13 protein-coding genes are annotated in these 20680 nt (G+C 42.8%); 7 read left to right on the top strand and 6 right to left on the bottom strand.

Annotation, left to right across the window (positions count from 1 at the left end; translation table 11 throughout):
• Positions 1-123 precede the first annotated feature (123 nt).
• Together MR764_RS03250 and MR764_RS03245 are read right to left on the bottom strand one after the other, a co-directional pair.
• Entirely contained in the window at positions 124-3132 is a 3009-nt protein-coding gene (locus MR764_RS03250; protein ID WP_247977959.1) for a glycoside hydrolase family 3 N-terminal domain-containing protein, read from the bottom strand.
• 150 nt (positions 3133-3282) lie between these two features.
• Positions 3283-4392 carry a DUF5009 domain-containing protein gene (locus MR764_RS03245; RefSeq protein WP_247977958.1) on the bottom strand — a complete coding sequence of 370 codons (1110 nt, stop codon included), beginning with the start codon at positions 4390-4392 and terminating at the stop codon, positions 3283-3285.
• 357 nt (positions 4393-4749) lie between these two features.
• Here MR764_RS03245 and MR764_RS03240 point away from each other — a divergent pair, with 357 nt between their 5' ends.
• Positions 4750-5862, top strand: coding sequence for an anhydro-N-acetylmuramic acid kinase (locus MR764_RS03240; RefSeq protein ID WP_247977957.1), 1113 nt, complete (start codon positions 4750-4752; stop codon positions 5860-5862).
• Here MR764_RS03240 and MR764_RS03235 read toward each other — a convergent pair.
• The 3 genes from MR764_RS03235 to MR764_RS03225 form a co-directional block, all read right to left on the bottom strand.
• Entirely contained in the window at positions 5859-7307 is a 1449-nt protein-coding gene (locus tag MR764_RS03235) for a sodium:solute symporter (protein ID WP_247977956.1), read from the bottom strand. The two genes, MR764_RS03240 and MR764_RS03235, sit on opposite strands and share 4 nt — an antisense overlap.
• 54 nt (positions 7308-7361) lie before the next feature.
• Positions 7362-8813, bottom strand: coding sequence for a transglutaminase domain-containing protein (locus MR764_RS03230; protein WP_247977955.1), 1452 nt, complete (start codon positions 8811-8813; stop codon positions 7362-7364).
• Positions 8814-8945: 132 nt separating this feature from the next.
• Positions 8946-11423, bottom strand: a complete 2478-nt coding sequence (locus MR764_RS03225) for a glycoside hydrolase family 9 protein (RefSeq protein WP_247977954.1) — start codon at positions 11421-11423, stop codon at positions 8946-8948.
• 105 nt (positions 11424-11528) lie between these two features.
• Here MR764_RS03225 and MR764_RS03220 point away from each other — a divergent pair, with 105 nt between their 5' ends.
• Positions 11529-12374, top strand: a complete 846-nt coding sequence (locus tag MR764_RS03220) for an ATPase (protein ID WP_247977953.1) — start codon at positions 11529-11531, stop codon at positions 12372-12374.
• A gap of 10 nt (positions 12375-12384) precedes the next feature.
• Positions 12385-13197, top strand: a complete 813-nt coding sequence (locus MR764_RS03215) for an N-acetylmuramic acid 6-phosphate etherase (protein WP_247977952.1) — start codon at positions 12385-12387, stop codon at positions 13195-13197.
• A 7-nt stretch (positions 13198-13204) separates the two neighbouring features.
• Here the strand turns inward: MR764_RS03215 and MR764_RS03210 are convergent, their stop codons facing one another.
• Positions 13205-14104: a FadR/GntR family transcriptional regulator gene (locus MR764_RS03210; RefSeq protein ID WP_247977951.1), complete on the bottom strand. Its 900-nt coding sequence runs from the start codon at positions 14102-14104 to the stop codon at positions 13205-13207.
• A 678-nt stretch (positions 14105-14782) separates the two neighbouring features.
• On the opposite strand from MR764_RS03210, the gene MR764_RS03205 reads away from it, so the two are divergent.
• From MR764_RS03205 to MR764_RS03190, 4 genes are all read left to right on the top strand, one after another.
• Positions 14783-17200, top strand: coding sequence for a TonB-dependent receptor (locus MR764_RS03205; protein WP_247977950.1), 2418 nt, complete (start codon positions 14783-14785; stop codon positions 17198-17200).
• 20 nt (positions 17201-17220) lie between these two features.
• Positions 17221-18558, top strand: a complete 1338-nt coding sequence (locus MR764_RS03200) for a hypothetical protein (protein WP_247977949.1) — start codon at positions 17221-17223, stop codon at positions 18556-18558.
• Between the two features lie 104 nt (positions 18559-18662).
• Positions 18663-20171 (top strand): ankyrin repeat domain-containing protein, encoded by a 1509-nt coding sequence (locus MR764_RS03195; RefSeq protein WP_247977948.1) that lies wholly within the window; start codon positions 18663-18665, stop codon positions 20169-20171.
• A gap of 6 nt (positions 20172-20177) precedes the next feature.
• The gene (locus MR764_RS03190; RefSeq protein WP_247977947.1) at positions 20178-20675 is read left to right on the top strand and encodes a DUF2271 domain-containing protein; all 498 of its coding nucleotides are present in this window, start codon (positions 20178-20180) and stop codon (positions 20673-20675) included.
• Positions 20676-20680: the final 5 nt, after the last annotated feature.

Below are 20680 nucleotides of genomic sequence, written 5' to 3'. Positions count from 1 at the left end.
TTAATCTAATTTTACGTTTGAATTCATAATACTTTAGTTTACTGAGTGTACAAGTCGAGCTACATCTCCTGTTTGTAGACGTATTTCTATTTGTATACAATTATTAATTGCATATTAAAGTTTTTAATGCAGTGGCGTTCTCTTTCCTATTTCATCATAAAACACCTGTAGAATGTTGGTGCGAACATTTAGTTTCCCAAGCATATTGCTTTCACGCGTTGGATAAACACGATTACTCAGGAAGATGTAAATGAGGTTGTGAGAGGGATCGGCCCAAACAAATGTTCCGGTAAAACCGGAATGCCCGAAACTTTCGGGGCTCGCCCCCGGACACGGATAACTTTGTGCCGGGCTTATTTCGTTGTTATTCAGTAGAGGTTTATCAAAGCCCAGTCCCCTTCGGTTGTTGTTGTCGGGGAACTGAACACGCGTAAATTCTTCCATGGTTTCCCTGCTCAGGTATTGCATCCCGCCGTAAGATCCCATTTGCATGTACATCTGAATCAGCTTAGCCAGATCGTTGGCATTGGCAAAAAGTCCGGCATTGCCTGCAACACCGCCAAAAACAGCCGCCGCTTCGTCGTGTACCGTTCCCTGAATTTGCCGCTTCCGGTAGTAGGAATCATATTCGGTAGGAACAATCTGGTCTTTGGAAAATTTGTTGAGCGGATTGTAGGTGATTTTGGATGCTCCGAGAGAGCGGTAGAAATTATTGTCCAGAAACTCAGTGTACGACTGTCCGGAAAGATTCTCGGTGATTTGTGGAATGAGCAGGAAGGAAAGCCCGCTGTACACATATTTTCCGGGAGGATTTAATTTTGATTTCCGGATGTCTTTGTATATTCTGTTTTTGAATTTATTCTTGAGGAAAAGCCCGGGCGCTACTTCCAACGGGTAATCATCTGTTTTTTGAACAGAATACCAACGGTCTTCCAATTTTCCGTCTTTTACGGTTTCTGTCCAGTAATTGAGGTAAGGAATCAATCCAGACTGATGGGCCAAAATTTCGCGCCAGCCTATTTCTTCTTTGTCTGAGGGATGAAACAATCCCTTTTTCCAGTCGGGCCAGTTTGCTGAAAATTTGTTATCAAGATTAATTTTTCCTTCGTCGGTCAATTTAAGGACAGCAGCCAAAGCACCGGAAACTTTGGTGACCGATGCCAGGTCGTATAAATCGTCTTCCGAGACCGGAATTCGTTGATCGTACGTATGGTAGCCATAGGTTTTTCTGAATATAATTTTCCCGTCTTTTGCAGCCAGAACACTGCATCCGGGTGTGGCTTTTTGATGGATGGCATCCGACACAATTGAATCAATCTTTTGATTCAAACGCTGACCGTTCATCCCCACTTCTTCCGGAATGGTGTATTTCATACGAACATTTCCATCGATTTTTAGCCCGTCGCCAATTTTATAGTAATTGCCAATACTCACAGGTAATTTTCCGGATGCGCCCACTCCGCCGCAGATGAGCTGAGCCGATAGTTCCTGCACCAGCGAATCGTTTTGATAAGCCATGATCAAACCCGCAGATGGTGTAAAATTGTTCACTTCAGCCAATGCGTACGGACTAGAGAAAAACACTACTATTGATCTGTTCTCTTTTGCCAGGTAATCCAATAAATTCTCGGTCTCATGGGTTAAACCATAGGGCCTCTGAGGTCTGACTTTCTGCATGTTGCCTACCTGCATCGAATGCCTTGTTTTACTTTCGTACAAATGAAGGCCGGTTACTACAAGGTTGTAGTCCTTGAGTTTTATTTTGATTTCATTAAGTTCATCAGCCGTAAATTGTTCCGGAAGGAAGAAGTTATCGGTTGGTGTATATTTTGAAAGCATCGACTGAAAAGGTGTTGTTTCAGTGCGACCAACAGCCAGACAAGCCACTTTCAAGGTATCCAGTCTTTGAAGAGGGATTAATTCGTTTTTGTTCTCAAGTAATGTTAGAGAGGCTTCTATCATTTTTCGTTTTACAAGTTCTGCCTGAGGATTATTCAGGTCCTGTTTGAGGTTAGTACGCGAAAGCGGCTTAATTTGATTCAAGCCCGCCCAATATTTTGCCGCAAGAACTTTTTTACATTTGATATCGATCTCGTTCTGTGAAAGGAATCCGGATTCCACGGCATTCTTGATTCCGGCAATGGCTTTTTCCACGTCTTTGGGAAATTCAACCACATCGTTACCGGCTTTTAAGGCCAAAGCTTCAATTTCTCCCGGTTCGCCAAACGATTTGGCGCCGGCCATGTTCATGGCATCGGTTATGATTAGCCCGTCGTAATTCCATTTGTCGCGCAATATCCCGTTAAGTATTTTTGACGAAAGACTGGAAGGAATACCTTCCTGGTCGTCCAGCTCCGGGACATTGAGGTGCGCGCTCATTACTCCGGCAATTCCTTTTTCAGTTAGTTTCTTAAAGGGATAAAGTTCAACAGATTCAAGTCGTTCGATTGAATAGGGGACAATCGGCAAAGTGTGATGCGAATCCGTTTGTGTGTCACCATGTCCCGGAAAATGTTTGGCAACTGCCAATATATTATTTTCCTGTAAGCCCTGCATGTAGGCCAGTCCGCATTGGGTAACCCACTCCGGGGATTCGCCAAACGAACGCATCCCAATGATCGGATTTAATGGCTGCGTGTTAATGTCGACCACTGGCCCGAGGCTTACCTGAACCCCCAATCGTTTCATTTGAAGGGCCATTTCGCGGGTGGTTTGTTTAATCAGCTCAGGATTGTATGAAGCTCCCATCATCATATTATATGGAAAGGAAATGACTCCCGGTAGTCGCATGCCAACGCCCCATTCTGCATCCATAGCCACAAATAGCGGTGTTTGAGCAGCAGCCTGGTAAATGTTGGTAAGATCGACCTGTTTTTCGGGGTCGCCGGTAAAGAAAATTACTCCTCCGAGGTTATACTTTTTGATCAGCTCGGTCACTTTCAGCTGACCGGCAAGATCGTTGTTGGCTGCTGTGTTGACCCAAACCAGCTGGGCAATACGTTGATCGGGGGTTAAAGACTGAAATACAGAGTCAACCCAGGGATTTTGAATGAACTCATCCATCCTGAACTGAGCCATAGATTTTCCCCACGAAGCCAAAAATATAAATAGAAAGAGGAACGCTTTTTTCATACGATTAAAATTGTTTATTTATAAGGCATCGTATGGAACTCGCATGAATTTTAATTATCCTCTTAGGTGTAAATATTTTACATGCTCGTTTCATACTACTTGTCATTACAATAATTCGTTTAATGAGATCGAAAAGGGATGAATTAAATTTTAAACTTTTATAAATATTTTTTTGCGGTATAAAATCCAGCCAATCAGCCAAAACAGGCATACGTGTGCCACTGCGAAAAGAAGGGACCCATTTAGCGGACCCGCGATCGGTTCAAATATATGGTGGTAAAGCCAACTGTAACCATTGGTCATTTCTCCTTCACCGTTGTGGAATCGGATAATACGCGAGATCGTGATTGCCCATAAACCGGATAAGGCAAATATGAAAAGTGGATTCATCCCAAACACGACAAAAAACGAGGTCCACTTTTTATACAATTTAATATCGATTATCCAGATTAAAGCAGCTAATACAACCGAGGCCCAGCCTGCGCTGTATAATACGTATGAACTGGTCCACAAAGGTTTGTTGATGGGAAAAAACAGCCCCCATATAAATCCGGCGGCGATGGCGGCAATCCCCCCAACTAAAAGTCTTTGGGGAATTTTTTGTTTTTCCATTTCTTTGATCATCGCGCCGGCCATGTAACCGAGCAAAGCAGTAACAATGGCAGGAATTGTACTCAATAAACCTTCCGGTTCGAACGGAATTCCAAATCCTTTGTACATATGGTTTTCTCCCAGTATCATCCGGTCGAAAGCGACGGTGGCATTTCCGTTCAGGCTGTAGGGATCGTCGGAACCAAAATAGGCGAGAATACCCCAGTATAATAATAGTATAGCAGCAGAGATGTACGGTAACCATGTTTTTCTTACCGATAAAACAATCAGCGAAGCAATACCATATACAATAGCAATGCGCTGAAGCACGCCAAGTATCCGTAATTTTGAAAAATCCTTAGCCCATTGAGGAAAAGAATTCAGGAAAAGACCAATGGCAAAAATCAAAATCGTTCGTTTTGCCAGCCGAATAAATGATTCACGATTCAAAACATTTCCGTATTTTGAAAACGAGAAAAACATGGAAACACCAACAACAAACAGAAAAAACGGAAATACAAGGTCGGTGGGGGTGCATCCGTGCCAGGCAGAATGTTTAAACGGTGCATAGATATGCGACCAACTGCCCGGGTTATTCACCGTAATCATGGCGACAATCGTAAGTCCGCGAAGAACATCAAGTGCCAGGTATCGATTCGCTGTTTTCATTCGTTTTTAAGTTTTCTCTGTGATTCTCGGTTATAATCGAATTTGTCAGTTTCAATGTAAAAAGCACACTTCCAAATATAAAGTATTTTTGTAAGATGTATGACATCTTTAGTTGATAATGTTTCTTTTTAATATTCTTTTCATAATTACATTAAAACAGATAAAATATATGCAGGATGATCTATTTATGGTTGTAATTATAGATTAGTTATCGAAATATAGCCAATAAAAAATCAATATGAATTTGTATGATAGGTTTTGTTTTAGAGGAGAATCATATGTTGTACAGAATAAAAAGTAAGATGTATTACAAATTTGGGAGATATTTACAAAAAAAACTGGAATTAAACACAGCAAATGGAGTTATATATTGGAATCATGTCGGGGACAAGCATGGATGGTGTTGATGCCGTTGTAGTTGACTTTGGTAAGGAACAAATTAATAGCGTTCAGATGAATTCTATGGATTTCCCTGAGGACCTCAAAGCAGATTTGACAGGATTAATAAATGGATACCACACAAATATTGAGAAGATAGGGGAGATTGATCATCGGCTTGCTTTGTGTTATGCGGAAGCAGTACAGCAACTTATCCGGAAAGCAGGAATAGAAAAGGAGAGGATTGCAGCCATTGGCTGTCACGGACAAACGATGTTTCATGCTCCGGTTTCCCGATATCCCTTTACCATGCAACTGGGCGATGGTAATTTACTCGCATCAAAAACAGGAATACCTACAGTGGCCGATTTTCGGCGGATGGATATGGCTTTTGGCGGGCAGGGGGCGCCGTTGGTTCCTGCCTTTCATCAGGCTTTTTTCCATAGTGAACAGGAAAAGCGTGTGATTCTTAACCTTGGGGGAATTGCGAATATTACGATTCTTGCCGATGATGATGAAAAAGTTCTTGGCTTTGATACCGGTCCGGCCAACTGCCTGATGGATTCATGGATTCAACGGGTAAAAGGTGAAAAGTTCGACCGTAACGGAGACTGGGCTGCTTCCGGAAAAGTAATTCCTGCTTTGTTGGATGAAATGCTTGGCGATAATTATTTTAGCTTGCCGGCCCCGAAAAGTACGGGGCGTGAATTGTTTCATCCGGAATGGATAAAAAAGCATCTCAATACTACAAAGGAGTTCAAAAACGAAGATGTACAGGCGACTTTGTTGGAACTAACCGCTGTGAGTGTTGCAGAAGCGGTTCAGAAATATGCACCCGAAACTGAGGCCATGTATGTTTGCGGAGGTGGCGCTTTTAATACATATCTGATGAAAAGACTGGAGACCCATTTATCTAATGTCCGGGTTGCAGGTACAGATGATATCGGAATGCCTCCACAACAAGTTGAAGCCATTGCCTTTGCCTGGCTGGCCATGCGCAGGGTCAAAAATTTACCGGGAAATCTTCCTCAGGTTACCGGCGCTCGTAAAAAGGTTTTGCTGGGTACTATTTACGATCCGAAAACATTTTAATTACTGTCCGTTTTTTTATGCGACAGAATTAACAGGCCGGTGAACATGATCATTCCATTCAGAAGCAAAAGTTCGAACCCAAATTTGTAGCCGCCAAACAACACTTCTGAATACGCATTAATAATGTAGGTCAGTACCGGCGACATGAGTCCAACTAACGGAACAAAGCGGTCTTTTACCAGTCGCTTGGTAAGAATACCGAATGCAAACAAGCCCAGCAGTGGGCCATAAGTATAACCGGCCACTCTGAAAACAGCCGAAACTACGCTTTCGTTATTGATAATTCGGAATACAACAATTACCAGAAACATCAGCAATGAAAAACCTACATGCACCAGCATGCGGGTTCTTTTGCTTTTGGGCGCCGCCGGATCGAGGTTCAGAAAATCGATGCAGAAAGATGTTGTTAGTGCAGTTAATGCTGAATCGGCGCTGGAGTATGCAGCTGATAAAATTCCCAACAGAAACAAAGCTCCTGCAAATGGTCCGAAATATTTAATAGCAAGCAGCGGGAAAAGATCATCGGTGCGCGAAGGCAGGTCCACGCCTTTTAGCGCTGCGTAGTAATACAGCATCACTCCCAGCGAAAGGAAGAAAATGTTGGCAATAATAAAGGCAAAACTAAACCAGAAAATATTCTTTTGTGCATCTTTTCTTGTTTTACAGGTCAGGTTCTTCTGCATCATGTTCTGATCCAGTCCGTTCATGGTCAGTACAATTCCGACACCTGCCATAAATTGTTTAAAGAAATTTGTTTTTGATTTCCAGTCCCAGTCAAAAATGCGGCTAAACGGATGATGGTCAATCACCGTAACCATGTCGGCAAAGTTTAAATCGAGTTGGTTTAAAATCACCCAAATGGTAATACCGACAGCTCCCAGAATAAAAAACGTTTGCAGAGAATCGGTCCAAACCACGGTTTTAATTCCCGCACGATAGGTGTAAATCCAGATCAGGAAAAGAGTAATCAAAACGGTGAGCCAAAACGGGATTCCAAAATCATTAAAAAAGGCGATTTGTAAAACTCCGGCTGCAAGGTATAATCTGAATGAAGCTCCGATGGTTTGAGAAACCAGGAAAAAGAAAGCTCCTGTTTTGTAAGAACGCAGCCCAAAGCGCTGATCGAGATAGGTGTAAATGGAAACCAGGTTCAACCGGTAGTAAAGCGGAATAAGTACGAGTGCAATCACCCAGTAACCCACAAAGTTTCCGAGAAGGAATTGGAGGTAAGTCCAGGCCGAAGTGCCCACCTCGCCGGGTACCGAAATAAAGGTAACACCCGAAATGGTCGATCCGATCATCCCGAACGCCACGAGGTACCACGGAGAGCGACGGTTGCCGGTAAAAAAAGTTTCACTGTCGGCGTTTCGCGAAGTAAACCACGACACACCCATTAATACTGCAAAAAACGACAAAATAATGATAGCAATCAGCAATGTACTCATTTCAAAATCAGTTTTCAGAAGCGTTCGTAAAGATGTAAAACTTAAGTGAATAATTTATTGATAAGTAACATCCATGTCCCAACTCCATTGGTCAAAATATAGGTTTCCTCCGTTCCATTCCATTTCGCCGCGTTGAAAATCATAAGGTTCGCTGCGCGGATGTTTTTTCTCCGGATATAGTTTTCTTCCGTAATCGTCGTTGACTATCAGGCGATAGGCATCGATTCCATGAAAATAAAAATTGTGAACTTGTGGGTCGTCTGTTGGCTGCAGTTTAAACGACTGATCGAGCGGCACCCAACCAATTCCTTCGTAATATACTTCGGCCCAGTCGTGCAAATTCTCGAACCCGGGATGAAGCATAAAACCGCTTTGCCATTTTACCGGAATACCCTGTGATCGGGCCAAAGTCATAAAAAGGAGGGTATGCATTCCGCAATCGCCATGACGGTTGCTTAACACATAGTGCGGAATGTTCGGAATAGTTCCGTATTCCAATGCACTTGCCCAGGGAATGGAATTGCTGATCCAGGTATAAATCGCCTCTGCCTTTTTTAGTGGATTGGTTTCATTGCCAACGATTTGCCCGGCGAGCCCGACCATCTCAGGTGAGAAAACAATATGCGGTGGGCGTTCGGCCGTATTATTCCTATAAACTTCACTTGTAGTGTCGTAAGGCTGAATATTTTCGGGTTTCAGATCGAAATACTGTGCCCGGGTTTCCATCGAAAATTTAACCGAAAATTCCGTTGGCTCATCTTTTACCGCTTTTTTCTCCATGTAAAAAGTACGTTGCAGGTAGTTGTTTGGAGCCAGCGTGCAGGCTTCAGGATTGGATTCCAACAGTTGAAAATTAATTTGCCGCGGATTTCCTTCGCGTGGTGCAGGCAACCAGCAACGAACCGTTTCTCCATCAGGTACAGCATTGGGTCTTACAGTAAGGGTGTAGGCAAACGTAACGCGTTGCGGAAGAACCGTGTTGGTATTTTCGTTACAGGCTTCGATAACCTGTTTCGTATGCGCCAGACGAAAAGCAGTGAGCGAATTTGGCTCGACAGTAAATAGGGTATCCTTTTGGGCTTTCAACTCATCGAACGTAAGTAAACGCTGTAAGTTGGGTACTGCATTTCTGAAGTAACGCTTTTCTCCGTCGATTACACGCATTTCAAGTTGGCCCGATTTTTCCCAGTTGATGATGTCTGAATCGGTAGCCAACGGGAAGTCAATCTGGAGTTGCTTTTTAATTTCCTGTTCGCTTCGCGAAAAATCACGGCGGATGGCGTGGATTAATAACTCTAAAGAATCCAGCTCAAAATTGGTCCACTGAGGTGATCCCGATTTTTTTAGCGAATCGATCTTTGTCTGAAGCTGGGTGAAATTTCCATCATTCAGGTATTGTTCAAATGAAATCTCGTCAACCCGCGAAGAACAAGAACAGATAATCGTTGCAAGCACCACGATTAAAAGAAGGCTCAGTTTGTTATATTGGTTTGATTTGTATGACATGTTACAAATATATAAATTCGGTTTACTTTCAACGAAATAAAATTAAATAATGATCAAAAAAATGCTCATCAGGTTTTTTATGCCGAGATCAACCAAGCGATGAGGTTTTGATGATGTGTTTTCACTCATGAATTACAATCGCTTGAGTTGGTATCCTTTGTTTTCCAGAAAATTGATGAGGTCATCGAGGCGGTTGTATAACTTATCGGTACGTTTCTCGCTGGTTCCGAGATGAACCAGAATCAGGCTTCCGTTTAGTTTTCCCGGATGGGTATTTTCTTTTTCTTTCAGATCGTTCAGGATCCACTCCGATGATTTGTAATTCTTCATATCTGGTGTAGTATAATCGGCATTGGTTCTGATTCCCGGGGTAAAATTTACAAGCGACAAGCCCAGTTGTGCCGACCAATCGGTAATACTTTGGTTATGCCACTCGTAAGGCGGTAAAAAGTAGTTGGCTGAAGTTATCTCTATTCCCGCGTCTTTCATTTTGCTGTAGTTGGCCTTTAAGTCCGATTCAAATTCGTTGCGGCTAACCAAAAGCGAATCGCGTTTGGTCCAGTCGGCATACAGTAAATGTTTATCGGAATGTGCGCCCAGGTAATGGCCGTCGTTGATTAATTTTTGAATCAGCTTCCGGTTGGCTGGATTTTCATAAAAAGTTCCGGTGAAAAAAAACGAGGCTTTTACCTTGTGCCTATCCAATGTTTTGGCGATGATTTCGCCTCCGTCGTTGTAATCGTGCGCCGAAAAGATGAGGTATACATTCGGCTGATTTGTATTCATTTGTATGATGGCCCCTTCACTGTCTTTCACGCCATTCGATAGCGATTCCTGGTTTTGGCCATCCTTTTCCAGCGATGAAAGCAGAAAACTCAAACTGGCGGTTCCATCCATTGTAGGTTCATTGGTTGAATAGTCTCCGATGTCGTCGTGATAAACGGCTTTACCCTTTTGGTAATTGGCATACACGTCTTCTTGGGTCAGTTCTATTCCCCGCAGATTTTCGAATATGTAGCGATATACTGGTCCGTCAACTAAGCCGCCGGTAGTTGTTTGGTGCATTAGCACGGTGATGGATGAATGGGGATTCTGCGGATTATCGCCTCCTTCGGGGAAGCCACAGATCATACTCGTGCCCCACGGATTACAGCCCCAAAGCCAGTCGATAAGCGCCGCTTCCATTTTTTCGAACGACCTGTCGCCGGTTAGTTGGCGGTAAAGGCGTGCCTGCGTGGCTGCTGCCACAACAAAATTATTGGAGCACCACACGAACGGAATCCCCATCTGAAAAGGATCATTGCCGGCGTACCGTTTGATATCCTCCAGTCCCTGTTTCATTAAAGCCTGGTATTTTTTTGCAACAGCCGAATCTTCGGATTGGGCCAGCAGATAATGTCCCAGGTTGACAAAGGGGTAATACTGATAATGCCGGGCTCTGTGCAACTCCATCCATGGGGTTACCGGTTCCAGTTCGCCCCAGTAATCTGCCTGCCGGCGGAAGGTTTTATCTCCCGATTGGTTGTAAAGCGAGGCAGCAGCCAGCTCCATGTCGTCGATGTAGTTTCCTTCTTCATAAAAATAGGGCGAAACAACACAGGCGGTTTGGCATTCTCCCGGATCTGACATGGCAAATTCCCAGGCATCGGTGGCTTTGGTGTCTAATTTTTCTGCAAAACCGGAATCAATGTTTTTGAAAAGTTCAGAACCTAAAGCAAAAGCCGAAGCATATTTAGCGGCAGTGGAGGCTACCCCGGTACTGCGGTTCTTGTGTTTTCCAAGCCCCTGTGGTTTCCCTGTTACGAAATAAACCGGGCGGGCCTTTCCCAGTCCGTACGAAACGGTGTCTTTGGTCGGAAGGCGATATCCCCGGTGGTCACGGTCGTCGGCTATCTGGTTGTACATTTCATTTTTTGCCGGATTCATTTTTACGAGCCACTCCAACCCCCAGCGTGCTTCGTCAAGAATGTCAGGGATTCCGTTTTTGCCGGGTAAGCCGTTGGAATTGTAGAAATCACCAAAAACGCCTGGATTCTGCCGGTAGGCGAAAAGCATTTGGTAAGTGGCATTTGCCGATGTGGTGACGTATTGAAGATAATCAGAAGCATCGTGCCAGCCTCCTGTTACATCAATTTGTTCACCGCTTCGCGTTGGATGGTCAACAATAACTCCGTCGTGTACATGGCATGAATCGTTGAAAAAGGGATTAAAGCCACACCGTTGCTGGCGCATATAATTTAATATATAGTCTGCTGTTCCTCTGTAAATGTCGTTGGCGATCCTGAACGACGGTGATTGTGTGGAACCCGCTACAATGTAATAACCTCCCGTTTTTTTGAAATCGGAGAAGTCAAGTTGGTAAGCGGTTTGTTTTCCCCATAGCTCAGCGTTAGCGGCGATTGCTTTCCCTTCAAAGACCACCTCGTTGGACAATGCATGATAGATCTTGAAGGTTTGAATGTTCTCTTTTTCATCACTGAGGAATACGGCTGTTTTAGCTGCTTCGGGGAGATATCCCAGTTGGTTGATGCGGATCGTATTTTCAGCGTTAGCTTGAAAAAAGCTGCAAAAGAAACTCAGAATTACGAAGGAAATGATCGATATTTTCATAAAATAGATGTTATTAGGCTCCTCAAAATTAACTTTTAGAAAAGAGAAAAACAATATTTGTAATACATGTTACATCTTGTGCAGTGAAAATATTATATTTGTGGTATGACAATTTTAATTGCTGATAGCGGATCTACAAAAACAGATTGGTTGTATACCGATGCTGAAGGTAATTCCTTGTTGATTCAAACCAAAGGATTAAATCCGTTTTTTAGATCGAGCGACGATATTTATCAGGAACTTAAAGGCACATTGTTTTCAAAAGTACCTGAAGTTGACAAAGTGTTTTTTTATGGCGCGGGTGTCATCAATGCCGAACGTGGCGATGTAATAAAAGCCGCGCTGGCTCCTTTATATCCTGATGCGAAAGTTGAAACAAACAGTGATTTGCTGGCAGCTGCAAGAGCCTTGTTCCAACATTCGAAAGGAATCGCCTGTATTTTAGGCACCGGATCGAATGCCAGTTTATATAATGGCGAGAATATCGAATATGGAGTTCCTCCACTTGGATTTATTCTGGGGGATGAGTGCAGTGGTTCGGCATTAGGTAAAAAGTTGCTGGGCGATTATTTTAAAAATGTAATGCCGGAGGACCTGAAGGAACGCTTTCAACAAAAATATAAAGTAACGCAGGCAGAGGTGTTGGACAAAGTTTACCGTACCGAACGCCCCAATAAATATTTGGCCGGATTTGCACCATTTGTTTCCGAAAATATTTCAGAGAAATACTGTGAAGATTTGGTGAAAGCTAGCTTTTGTGAGTTTGTGGATCGAAATGTATTACAAATTCCGGATGCGACACAATACCCTATCGGTTTTTCAGGATCGATTGCCTGGAATTTCAGGGCAATCATTGAAAGCACGGCCAGGGAATACGGATTTCAGGCTACCGTAATTCTGCAAAAACCAATTGAGCATTTACACGATTACCATACTAATCCCAAAAAATAATTTTACAGAAATGACCAATCAAAGCATAACCGAGTCGGAATCGTTATATAATGACCTTGACCAAATGTCTGTCAGGGAGCTGTTGGAAGGAATTCATGAAGAAGATAAAAAGGTATTGCCTGCCGTTTATAAAACCATTCCGCAGATTGAAGAGTTGGTGTTGAAAACGGTTGAACGGATAAAAAAAGGAGGACGGCTTTTTTATGTAGGCGCCGGTACCAGCGGGCGTTTGGGTATTTTGGATGCTTCTGAAATTCCGCCTACTTATGGCGTTGGTTACGACGTGGTAATTGGTTTGATAGCCGGTGGAGACCAGGCCATCCGAAAAGCGGTGGAAGCCGCTGAAGACAATGTTGAACTGGGCTGGCAGGAACTTCAGGCATTTGATATCAATGAATTGGATACCGTAGTTGGGATTGCTGCGTCGGGCAGAACGCCTTATGTTGTTGGCGTGGTGCGCCAGGCCAGAGCACATGGGATTCTCACCGGATGTATTACCAATAATCCGGAGAGTGAATTGGCTCAAAATGTGGATATTGCCATTGAAGCCATTGTGGGACCCGAGTTCGTGTCGGGGAGTACGCGAATGAAATCGGGAACGTCGCAAAAACTAATTCTCAACATGATCACTACCACTTTGATGATTAAATTGGGCAGGGTAAAAGGCAACCGGATGGTAAACATGCAGCTTACCAACCAGAAGCTGGTTCAACGGGGCACGCGAATGATCATGGAAGAACTCGGCTTCGATGAAGAAATGTCAAGACGCTTACTGCTCGTTCACGGTTCGGTGAACAAAGTCCTGGAAAATTACAAGAAGTAAGTAAGGCTTACGTATTTGAATTTTTAAGAAATTTATTGTATACCTGCATGTTACGTCCGATGTGGGCCTGCATCTTTTCGTAGGCACGGTCGGCATCTTTTTCGCGAATGGCATTCACAATTTCTTTGTGGTAACCCAAAGTGATTTCCTTTTCACCTTCAACGTTGGCATAAATATAATTACGCATACGTGGCAACAAATTGTGCACGGGTTCCATCGTAACAATTACAAAAGGATTGCCGGTAGCACGCGCCACGGTTAAATGGAATTTGTTATCCAGGTCAGATTCCAACTGGGTGTTGTCGGGATCACAGGCCGCAAATTCGGTCAGGTTTGTGGTCAGATTTTTCAGATCGTCTTCGGTACGGTTCACAGCAGCCATTCGGGCAATTTCCGGTTCAAACGCCAAACGCAGTTCAATGATCTGGGTAATCAGATCCATATCAAACTTCAGGTCGTAATAAAGATTCAGCGAGTCGATCGCATCTTTCATGTTGATCTTTTTAACGATCATGCCGCTTCCTTTACGGATCTCGATCAATCCGCGGGCGCTCAGCCGGCGAAGCGCTTCGCGTAAGGCTGTACGGCTTACGGCAAACATCTCGCAAAGTTCACGTTCCGAAGGTAATTTCGAACCTACAGGTAGTTTCTTCTCCCTGATGGCACGTTCAATGTTTCGCTCAATCTTTTGACTAAGCGTTTGCGTAGTGCCAATCTTTTGAAAAATATTATTCATTTCTGCCATATGCGTATCCGTCAGATGCGGCAATTTAAGCTTATTTTTCGGGTTATCGTTTGATCGATCCGGGGTTTTTGCATTTTCGCTGCCCAATTCGTTTCCGGTAATACGAAAAGCCGCTGGATTTGTGGCCTTTTTAGCTGTCCACTGTACAAAACTTCGAATCATTTAATAGTTGAAGTTAACGCTTTTGGGAGACCTTTCAGTTTTATAAGCCAGTGTGATTAGGAAAGAAATTGACCCCAATTGCCAGTTATCAGGATAGTTATTGTACTGATGAATCATATTGACAGCGCATAGAGACTTGTTTTTTCAGCTATGTGACCCATTCAAAATCAGCAGCCTTCCGGAATTACAGTTTGAGCTGAAATTCAATACATAAGAAAGGTCATGTTCAACAGAAATATCAATAATATAAAAGTCAATCGTATTAAAATTTGCTCAACGAGTGTTTAGAAGTTAATTGATTTCGGGGTTGAATGAGCGAAAAATCCTTTGCGAAGTAACTATGCCGGAAAATGAAAATCCCCATTTATGGGGATAGTCCTCAGTAAGTGAAGATCTATTTTTGCCTTCAGAAAACAATAATAAAAGAAGCTGTTGCTTAAAAACCAAAGCAAAAAACCTGGAGGACAGTAAATGTTCATAAAAATATGTACCCAAAAAAGAAAGACGACAACTACAATGAAACCTGGCGGAACACGAATGATACCAATGCGAAACTTCAAGGTTAACCGGATTAAAAATGAATAGTAATCATTCCTAAACCATCGTTGAAAAGAAGGTATTTCTATCCCCAGTCTCTTAGACTTAATCTTAATTAATATAATATTAAAAATATTTTGAATGGGCAAATATTCCCTGATCTTATTCTTTTTGGCTGTAGTATCGGCATACGGCCAGAACACGAAAAACAGTTCGGTTTTTGGCAAAATTGTAGCAGAAGATGGTAGTCCGTTGGTATTTGCTTCGGTAGTAATAAACGGAACAAAACTTGGAACACTAACCGACGAACAAGGAAAGTTTGAAATTAGCGCTCCCTTTGGCGAACATACAATTTCTGTTTCGTTTGTTGGGTATGCCAAAACTTCGAAAACCATTAAAACAAACCCCGCCAATAACAGGGTAAAACTTGATATTGTTTTAAAAGAAAACACCGAAAACCTGAATGAAGTAACAGTAAAAGGGAAAACAAAAAAAACGGAGCTTGAAACACAGGGGTTTGCCGTAAATGCTGTGAAAACAAAAGAAGCGAGCCTGCGCAGCATACAGGCAAACGAGTTATTAAACACTACTGTGGGTGTTAAAATTCGTCAGAGCGGGGGACTGGGATCAAGCGTTGAATATTCATTGAACGGGTTATCCGGAAGCGCTGTTCGTATTTTTATCGACGGCATTCCCATTTCAACCTACGGATCTTCATTCAACTTAAACAGTATTCCCCCGTCGATGATTAAGCAAATTGAAGTGTACAAAGGAGTGGTACCCGGGCATCTGGCAGACGACGCGCTGGGAGGCGCCATTAATATTCAGCTTCATAAAGAGGCAAAAAACAATTTTAATGCTTCTGTTTCCTACGGGTCTTTCAACACTTTTCAGGCAAGTGTAAACGGTACCTATCGCTCTGATAAATCAGGACTTACTTTTAAAACCTCCTTTTTTCATAATTATTCTGATAACGACTATAAGGTTTCGGGCAGAAGTGTTGTGGTTACCGGCATTGGCGGAGTGCAAACACCCATTACCGCCCGAAGGTTTAACGATGCTTACAGATCTTCCGGCGGCATGGCACAAATTGGTTTTACCGATGTAAAATGGGCCGATCAGTTTTTTATTGGCGTAACAGGATCTGACGATTACAAAGAAATTCAGCACGGTGCTTTTATGACCATTACCCCCTACAAGGACAGGTTTATGGAATCGGATGCCTTGCTGGCCAGCCTCACCTATAAAAAAACAGATCTTTTTATGAAAGGACTGGAAATGGATGTGCACGGCTTGTTCGGAAATCGTAACCGTGCCGTAACAGATACCCTGGCCTGGGCATATAGCTGGAATGGACAGAGAGCGGTTGATTTCAGAGGTAATGAGTACAAGTATTCCTGGGGCTCGCAACAGGAAGGAGGCCCTACACTGTCTAAAATTAACAGGAACGTATCGTCTGTTCGTACGGGTTTATCATACGCCATCAACAATAATCACCGGATTTTGCTGAACCACGTTTTCAGCAGAGTAGACAGGGAAGATAGTGATGAAATGAGATCGGTACTGGAGAATACATTTAGTGGAACAAGAGATCTGCGTAAAAACATCTATTCTTTGACGTATGAATTTAATGCTTTTGACAATAGGCTAAAAACCAGTGTATTTGGAAAACACTACCAGCAAAAAACAATTAGTGTTGACCCGGCCATTGAAACGGATACTGATGGAAACAATAAAATAATAAATGAAGTGGTAAGCAGCAATAAGGAACACAACGGATATGGTTTTGCTTTGTCGTTTGCCCCTTTTTCAAACCTTACGCTGTTAACATCGGCAGAAAAAGCGATACGGCTTCCGAATGAAACCGAAGTGTTCGGTAACGACGGGGATAACGTAGTTGCCAACTCAAGCATTAACCCGGAACAAAGCAACAACTACAACCTTGGCTTTCGGCTGGGAACTTTTACTTTCAGAAAGCACAATTTTAGTGTTTCAACCAACTTTTTCACACGAAATATTAAAGATAGGATTGGCCTGCCCATTGAAACATCGCTTAATATTAATGACGAACTCATTCTGTATGTGAACCAGGGAAGTGGCACGTCAAAAGGCGTGGATGCGCAGTTGGATTATTCCTACAACAACAACCTCGGCCTTAATTTTAACATCTCGCGCTTCGACTTAACCATCGAAAACAGAGGCGTGCAAATTGATGTTCCCAACACGCCATTTTTCACCATGAATGGTAGCCTGAGGTATTCTTTCAAAGATTTGATACAAAAAAATGCGAGAATGAACCTCTTCTATACCATGTATTTTACAGAGGAGTTTTCATACCTGGTTCCGCAGGGGTCGAACACCGTAGGCGACGACTTTTTTAAAGTGCCCGAACAATTAACACAGGATATCGGGCTGAGTTATACCTTCCCCGGCAACACGTTTACCATGAGCTTTGATGTCAAAAATATATTCGATAAACCGGTTTACGACAATTTATCGGTACAAAAAGCAGGGCGGGCCGTTTACCTGAAATTGAATTACAGAATAAATACATTTTAATTACTTAAATATTTTATAACATGAAAAGTAACTTCTTAAATATTCGAATTTTATCCTCCGTGTTTATGATTGCCGGACTACTGGCCTCTTGCAGTAGTAGCGATGACGATGATATAATTTTACCGCCTGAACCGGCAGAAACACGATGGATTACCGTGGCTGCAGCCAGAATGGGTGAAGATCCCGGAGATGGAAACGGGGGAACATTAATTTATGCAATTGACAGCGAAAAAGCAAAAGACCCGACAGTGTCTATCGCTCCTTTTGATAATGGTTTTATCGTTCCTTCAAACAGAACAGCCCGCTTGCAGGCTTCTGAAGACGGTAAAACAATCTTTAATATAAGTTATGCCGGGGATACAGGCGGTAACTATACCAAATATACCGTAGAAGGTGGACAAACCTTCACGAAAACAGGTACCGAAATCAGTATTGCTCCCTACGTAGGAGCTGCTCCCAGATGGATTAAACTATTTGACGGAGACAAAACAGGCGCCGCGGTATATGTTTCTACAGAACACGAGTTTGATGAAAACAACAACTATATTCGTACCGAAGCTACCATGGGGGTACTAACCTTAGATTTGGTGAATTCACAAATTAAAGAATTTCAGGAGCACAGCATTGCTTTAAGCGAAGAGGAAGAAGCCAAAGGTTATTATATTTCCAGAATCGATATGCCCGTGTTGAACGCTGCCGGCGATAAATTGTATATCGGGGCCCGTTTAAGCAAGGTAAATCCAGCAACTGCAGAAAGCGACAAAGGCTATGAAATCCTGGGTTCAAAGACCATCATCCTGGATTATCCATCGTTGTTGAACCCTTATGTAATCACTTCAACCGCAGGACATGGTAACACTAACGGTTACCGCAGCATCAATGCTTTTCTTTATAACGGTAGTGTTTATCAGGCCAACCAGGACGATCCGGAAGGTTCACACATCCTTAAAATTGATGCGGACAACGAATACGACAATTCCTATGACTTTAACCTGGACGATGCTTTAGGTGTAGAAGGTGCTTACGTTTTGGCCTGGAGGCCTGCAGCAAACGGGAAAGCCGTTTTAGCATACCGCCATGCCGGTTCTGAAGAAGGAGCAGCAGGAGCTCAGGGCTTTTTTGCTTTGGTGGACCTGGAAGCCAAAACTGCAGTGCGTATTGACGAAATTCCGTATGACCCCGATTTTTATTTGTTCCAATACCAGGGTTTTGCCGTTGATGGAACAGAAATCTATGTAACCCAGGCTCCTGTGGGCGAAAACGGAAATATCTATGTAATTGATACCGAAACCGGAAAAGTTACCAAAGGCGCCGAATTGGTGAACGTGGCAGGAAGTCATTTCATAGGGACATTCTAACCCTTTGAAAAATGATGATATGAAGTAAACTCTGTGGGAAATTTTCTCTCACAGAGTTTACTACTGTAAGAAGATTTTATTCAGGAAATTCAACAGAATTAAAAATGAAAACACAGACCATAAAATTTATCTTTCTCTTTGTGGTTGCCGCACTCGTTTCTGTAACAAGTATGGCACAACCGGAAAACAGTGAAAATCCGTTTCTGGACAGGCAATATTGGGCTTCACACCCCAGCCTTGAGGAAATTGACGCCAGAATTGCCGAAGGGCATTCCATAACAGAATCCAACGGGGCCGGGTACGATGCCGTTACCTTTGCTATTTTTAGCGAAAACCCGGCAGCCACCATCGATTATCTTATTGAAAAAGGAAACGATGTGAACAAACGTACACACGATTCAAGAACCTATATCTTTTGGGCAGCGTCGCGGGGAAACCTTGAAGTTGTAAAGCTTTTGGTAAAAAAAGGCGCCAGAACCGATTTAAGAGATTCTCACGGAAATTCGTTAACCCAGTTTACTGCTGCATCGGGGCAGGATAACACAAAAATTTACGATTTCTTTATTGAAAACGGAGCCGACTTAAAGAATGAGAAAGACCACGATGGCCGTAATGTGCTTTTAGCAGCTGCCCCAAGGGTAAAAAACCTCGGGTTAATTGATTATTTCATCAGCAAAGGGCTTAGTTTAAATGCTACTGACGACCATGGCAACGGCATATTTAATATTGCAGCCCAGGGAGGAAATATTGAAGTACTGAAAGCTTTGGCCGCCAGAGGGGTTTCTACCAAGAAAAACACCAACACCAACGAAAATGCCGTTCTTTTTGCCAGCAGAGGAGGAAGAGGCAGCAGCAATAGTTTGGAGGTTTTTCAATATTTGGAAGGATTAGGACTTGAGCCGAATATTACTTCAAACGATGGAGTAACGCCGCTGCACAATCTTTCGCGCTCTACCAACGATTTGGCAATTTTCCAGTATTTTATCGATAAAGGGGTAAATCCAAATTCGGTTGACAAAGAAGGGAATACGCCTCTTTTAAATGCCGCATCGCGCAACAAACAGGAGGTTGTAAAATATTTGGCCGAAAAAACAGAGAACATCAACCATACCAATAACGAAGGACACTCAGCATTAACTCTTGCTATTCAGAACAACAACGGAAATGTGGTAAATTACCTGATATCAGAAGGCGCCCAAACGAATATTCTGGATAAAAAGGGAAATAACCTGGCTTATTATCTTTTTGACACACGTGGCAATCCCCGCGATTTTGATGAGAAGGTAAAAGCATTGCTTGCGGCTGGTTTTAATTTCAAGACAAAACAGCCCGACAATAGCACCATCTGGCATTTGGCCATTGCCAAAAACAATTTGGAACTGCTTAAAAAAGTTCTGGATTTTGGGGCCGATATCAACGCAAAAGACAAGCAGGGAAATACTGTTTTGCACTACACTGCCATGAAATCGAGCAATGCGGAAGCCCTTAAATTTCTGATTGCCAACGGCGCCGACATCAAATCAACTACTGAATTTGGTGAAACCGCTTACGACTTGGCGCAGGAGAATGAACTTTTAATCCAAAACAACGTGAATTTAGACTTTCTAAAATAAAGCCCAATGAACAGAATAATAAAACGGACAGCTTCAATTTTTGGCCTTATCCTGGTTCTTTTTTGCACCTCTTCTTTTGTGCAAACACCTTCAACCGTGTCCTACAAGTGTATGATACAAATGGCCAACTATTCAGGAGAAAAAGCCTATGTGGCTGTTTCTTTGATGGATGCCAGCGGTAATTATGTAAAAACCCTGTATGTGCAGGGAAATGACCCCGAATGGTTTCCGGATTTAAAAAACTGGTGGGCTTTCAGCCATGGTAAAAAAGAGGACATTGATGCGCTTACCGGCGCAACAGTTGGAAATGGGGAAAGAAACATTATTTCGCTGGTGTTTGATTCTTCACAAATTGACAAAGGCTATAAAATACGTTTCGAATCTGCTGTCGAAAATCAGAAATACTACTCTGTTGATGCAGAGCTTGAGCTGAACTCAGCCACTATCAGTAATAAAGTTGACGGAAAAGGATATGTCCGGTATATCCGAATGATACCCAATTAGTAAAA

It is taken from the genome of Maribellus sp. YY47 (assembly GCF_023111095.1).
Taxonomy (GTDB): Bacteria; Bacteroidota; Bacteroidia; order Bacteroidales; family Prolixibacteraceae; genus Draconibacterium.
The sequence above is the reverse complement of the archived record's forward strand: the minus strand, read 5'-3'. Positions and strand labels throughout refer to the sequence as shown.

What these genes read in the sequence shown, in the direction of transcription:
- MR764_RS03220 (WP_247977953.1), top strand. Translation starts at nt 11,529, where the DNA reads ATGACAATTTTAATTGCTGATAGCGGATCTACAAAAACAGATTGGTTG.
- MR764_RS03245 (WP_247977958.1), bottom strand. Translation starts at nt 4,392, where the DNA reads ATGAAAACAGCGAATCGATACCTGGCACTTGATGTTCTTCGCGGACTT.
- MR764_RS03210 (WP_247977951.1), bottom strand. Translation starts at nt 14,104, where the DNA reads ATGATTCGAAGTTTTGTACAGTGGACAGCTAAAAAGGCCACAAATCCA.
- MR764_RS03250 (WP_247977959.1), bottom strand. Translation starts at nt 3,132, where the DNA reads ATGAAAAAAGCGTTCCTCTTTCTATTTATATTTTTGGCTTCGTGGGGA.
- MR764_RS03225 (WP_247977954.1), bottom strand. Translation starts at nt 11,423, where the DNA reads ATGAAAATATCGATCATTTCCTTCGTAATTCTGAGTTTCTTTTGCAGC.
- MR764_RS03230 (WP_247977955.1), bottom strand. Translation starts at nt 8,813, where the DNA reads ATGTCATACAAATCAAACCAATATAACAAACTGAGCCTTCTTTTAATC.
- MR764_RS03190 (WP_247977947.1), top strand. Translation starts at nt 20,178, where the DNA reads ATGAACAGAATAATAAAACGGACAGCTTCAATTTTTGGCCTTATCCTG.
- MR764_RS03240 (WP_247977957.1), top strand. Translation starts at nt 4,750, where the DNA reads ATGGAGTTATATATTGGAATCATGTCGGGGACAAGCATGGATGGTGTT.
- MR764_RS03200 (WP_247977949.1), top strand. Translation starts at nt 17,221, where the DNA reads ATGAAAAGTAACTTCTTAAATATTCGAATTTTATCCTCCGTGTTTATG.
- MR764_RS03205 (WP_247977950.1), top strand. Translation starts at nt 14,783, where the DNA reads ATGGGCAAATATTCCCTGATCTTATTCTTTTTGGCTGTAGTATCGGCA.
- MR764_RS03215 (WP_247977952.1), top strand. Translation starts at nt 12,385, where the DNA reads ATGACCAATCAAAGCATAACCGAGTCGGAATCGTTATATAATGACCTT.
- MR764_RS03235 (WP_247977956.1), bottom strand. Translation starts at nt 7,307, where the DNA reads ATGAGTACATTGCTGATTGCTATCATTATTTTGTCGTTTTTTGCAGTA.
- MR764_RS03195 (WP_247977948.1), top strand. Translation starts at nt 18,663, where the DNA reads ATGAAAACACAGACCATAAAATTTATCTTTCTCTTTGTGGTTGCCGCA.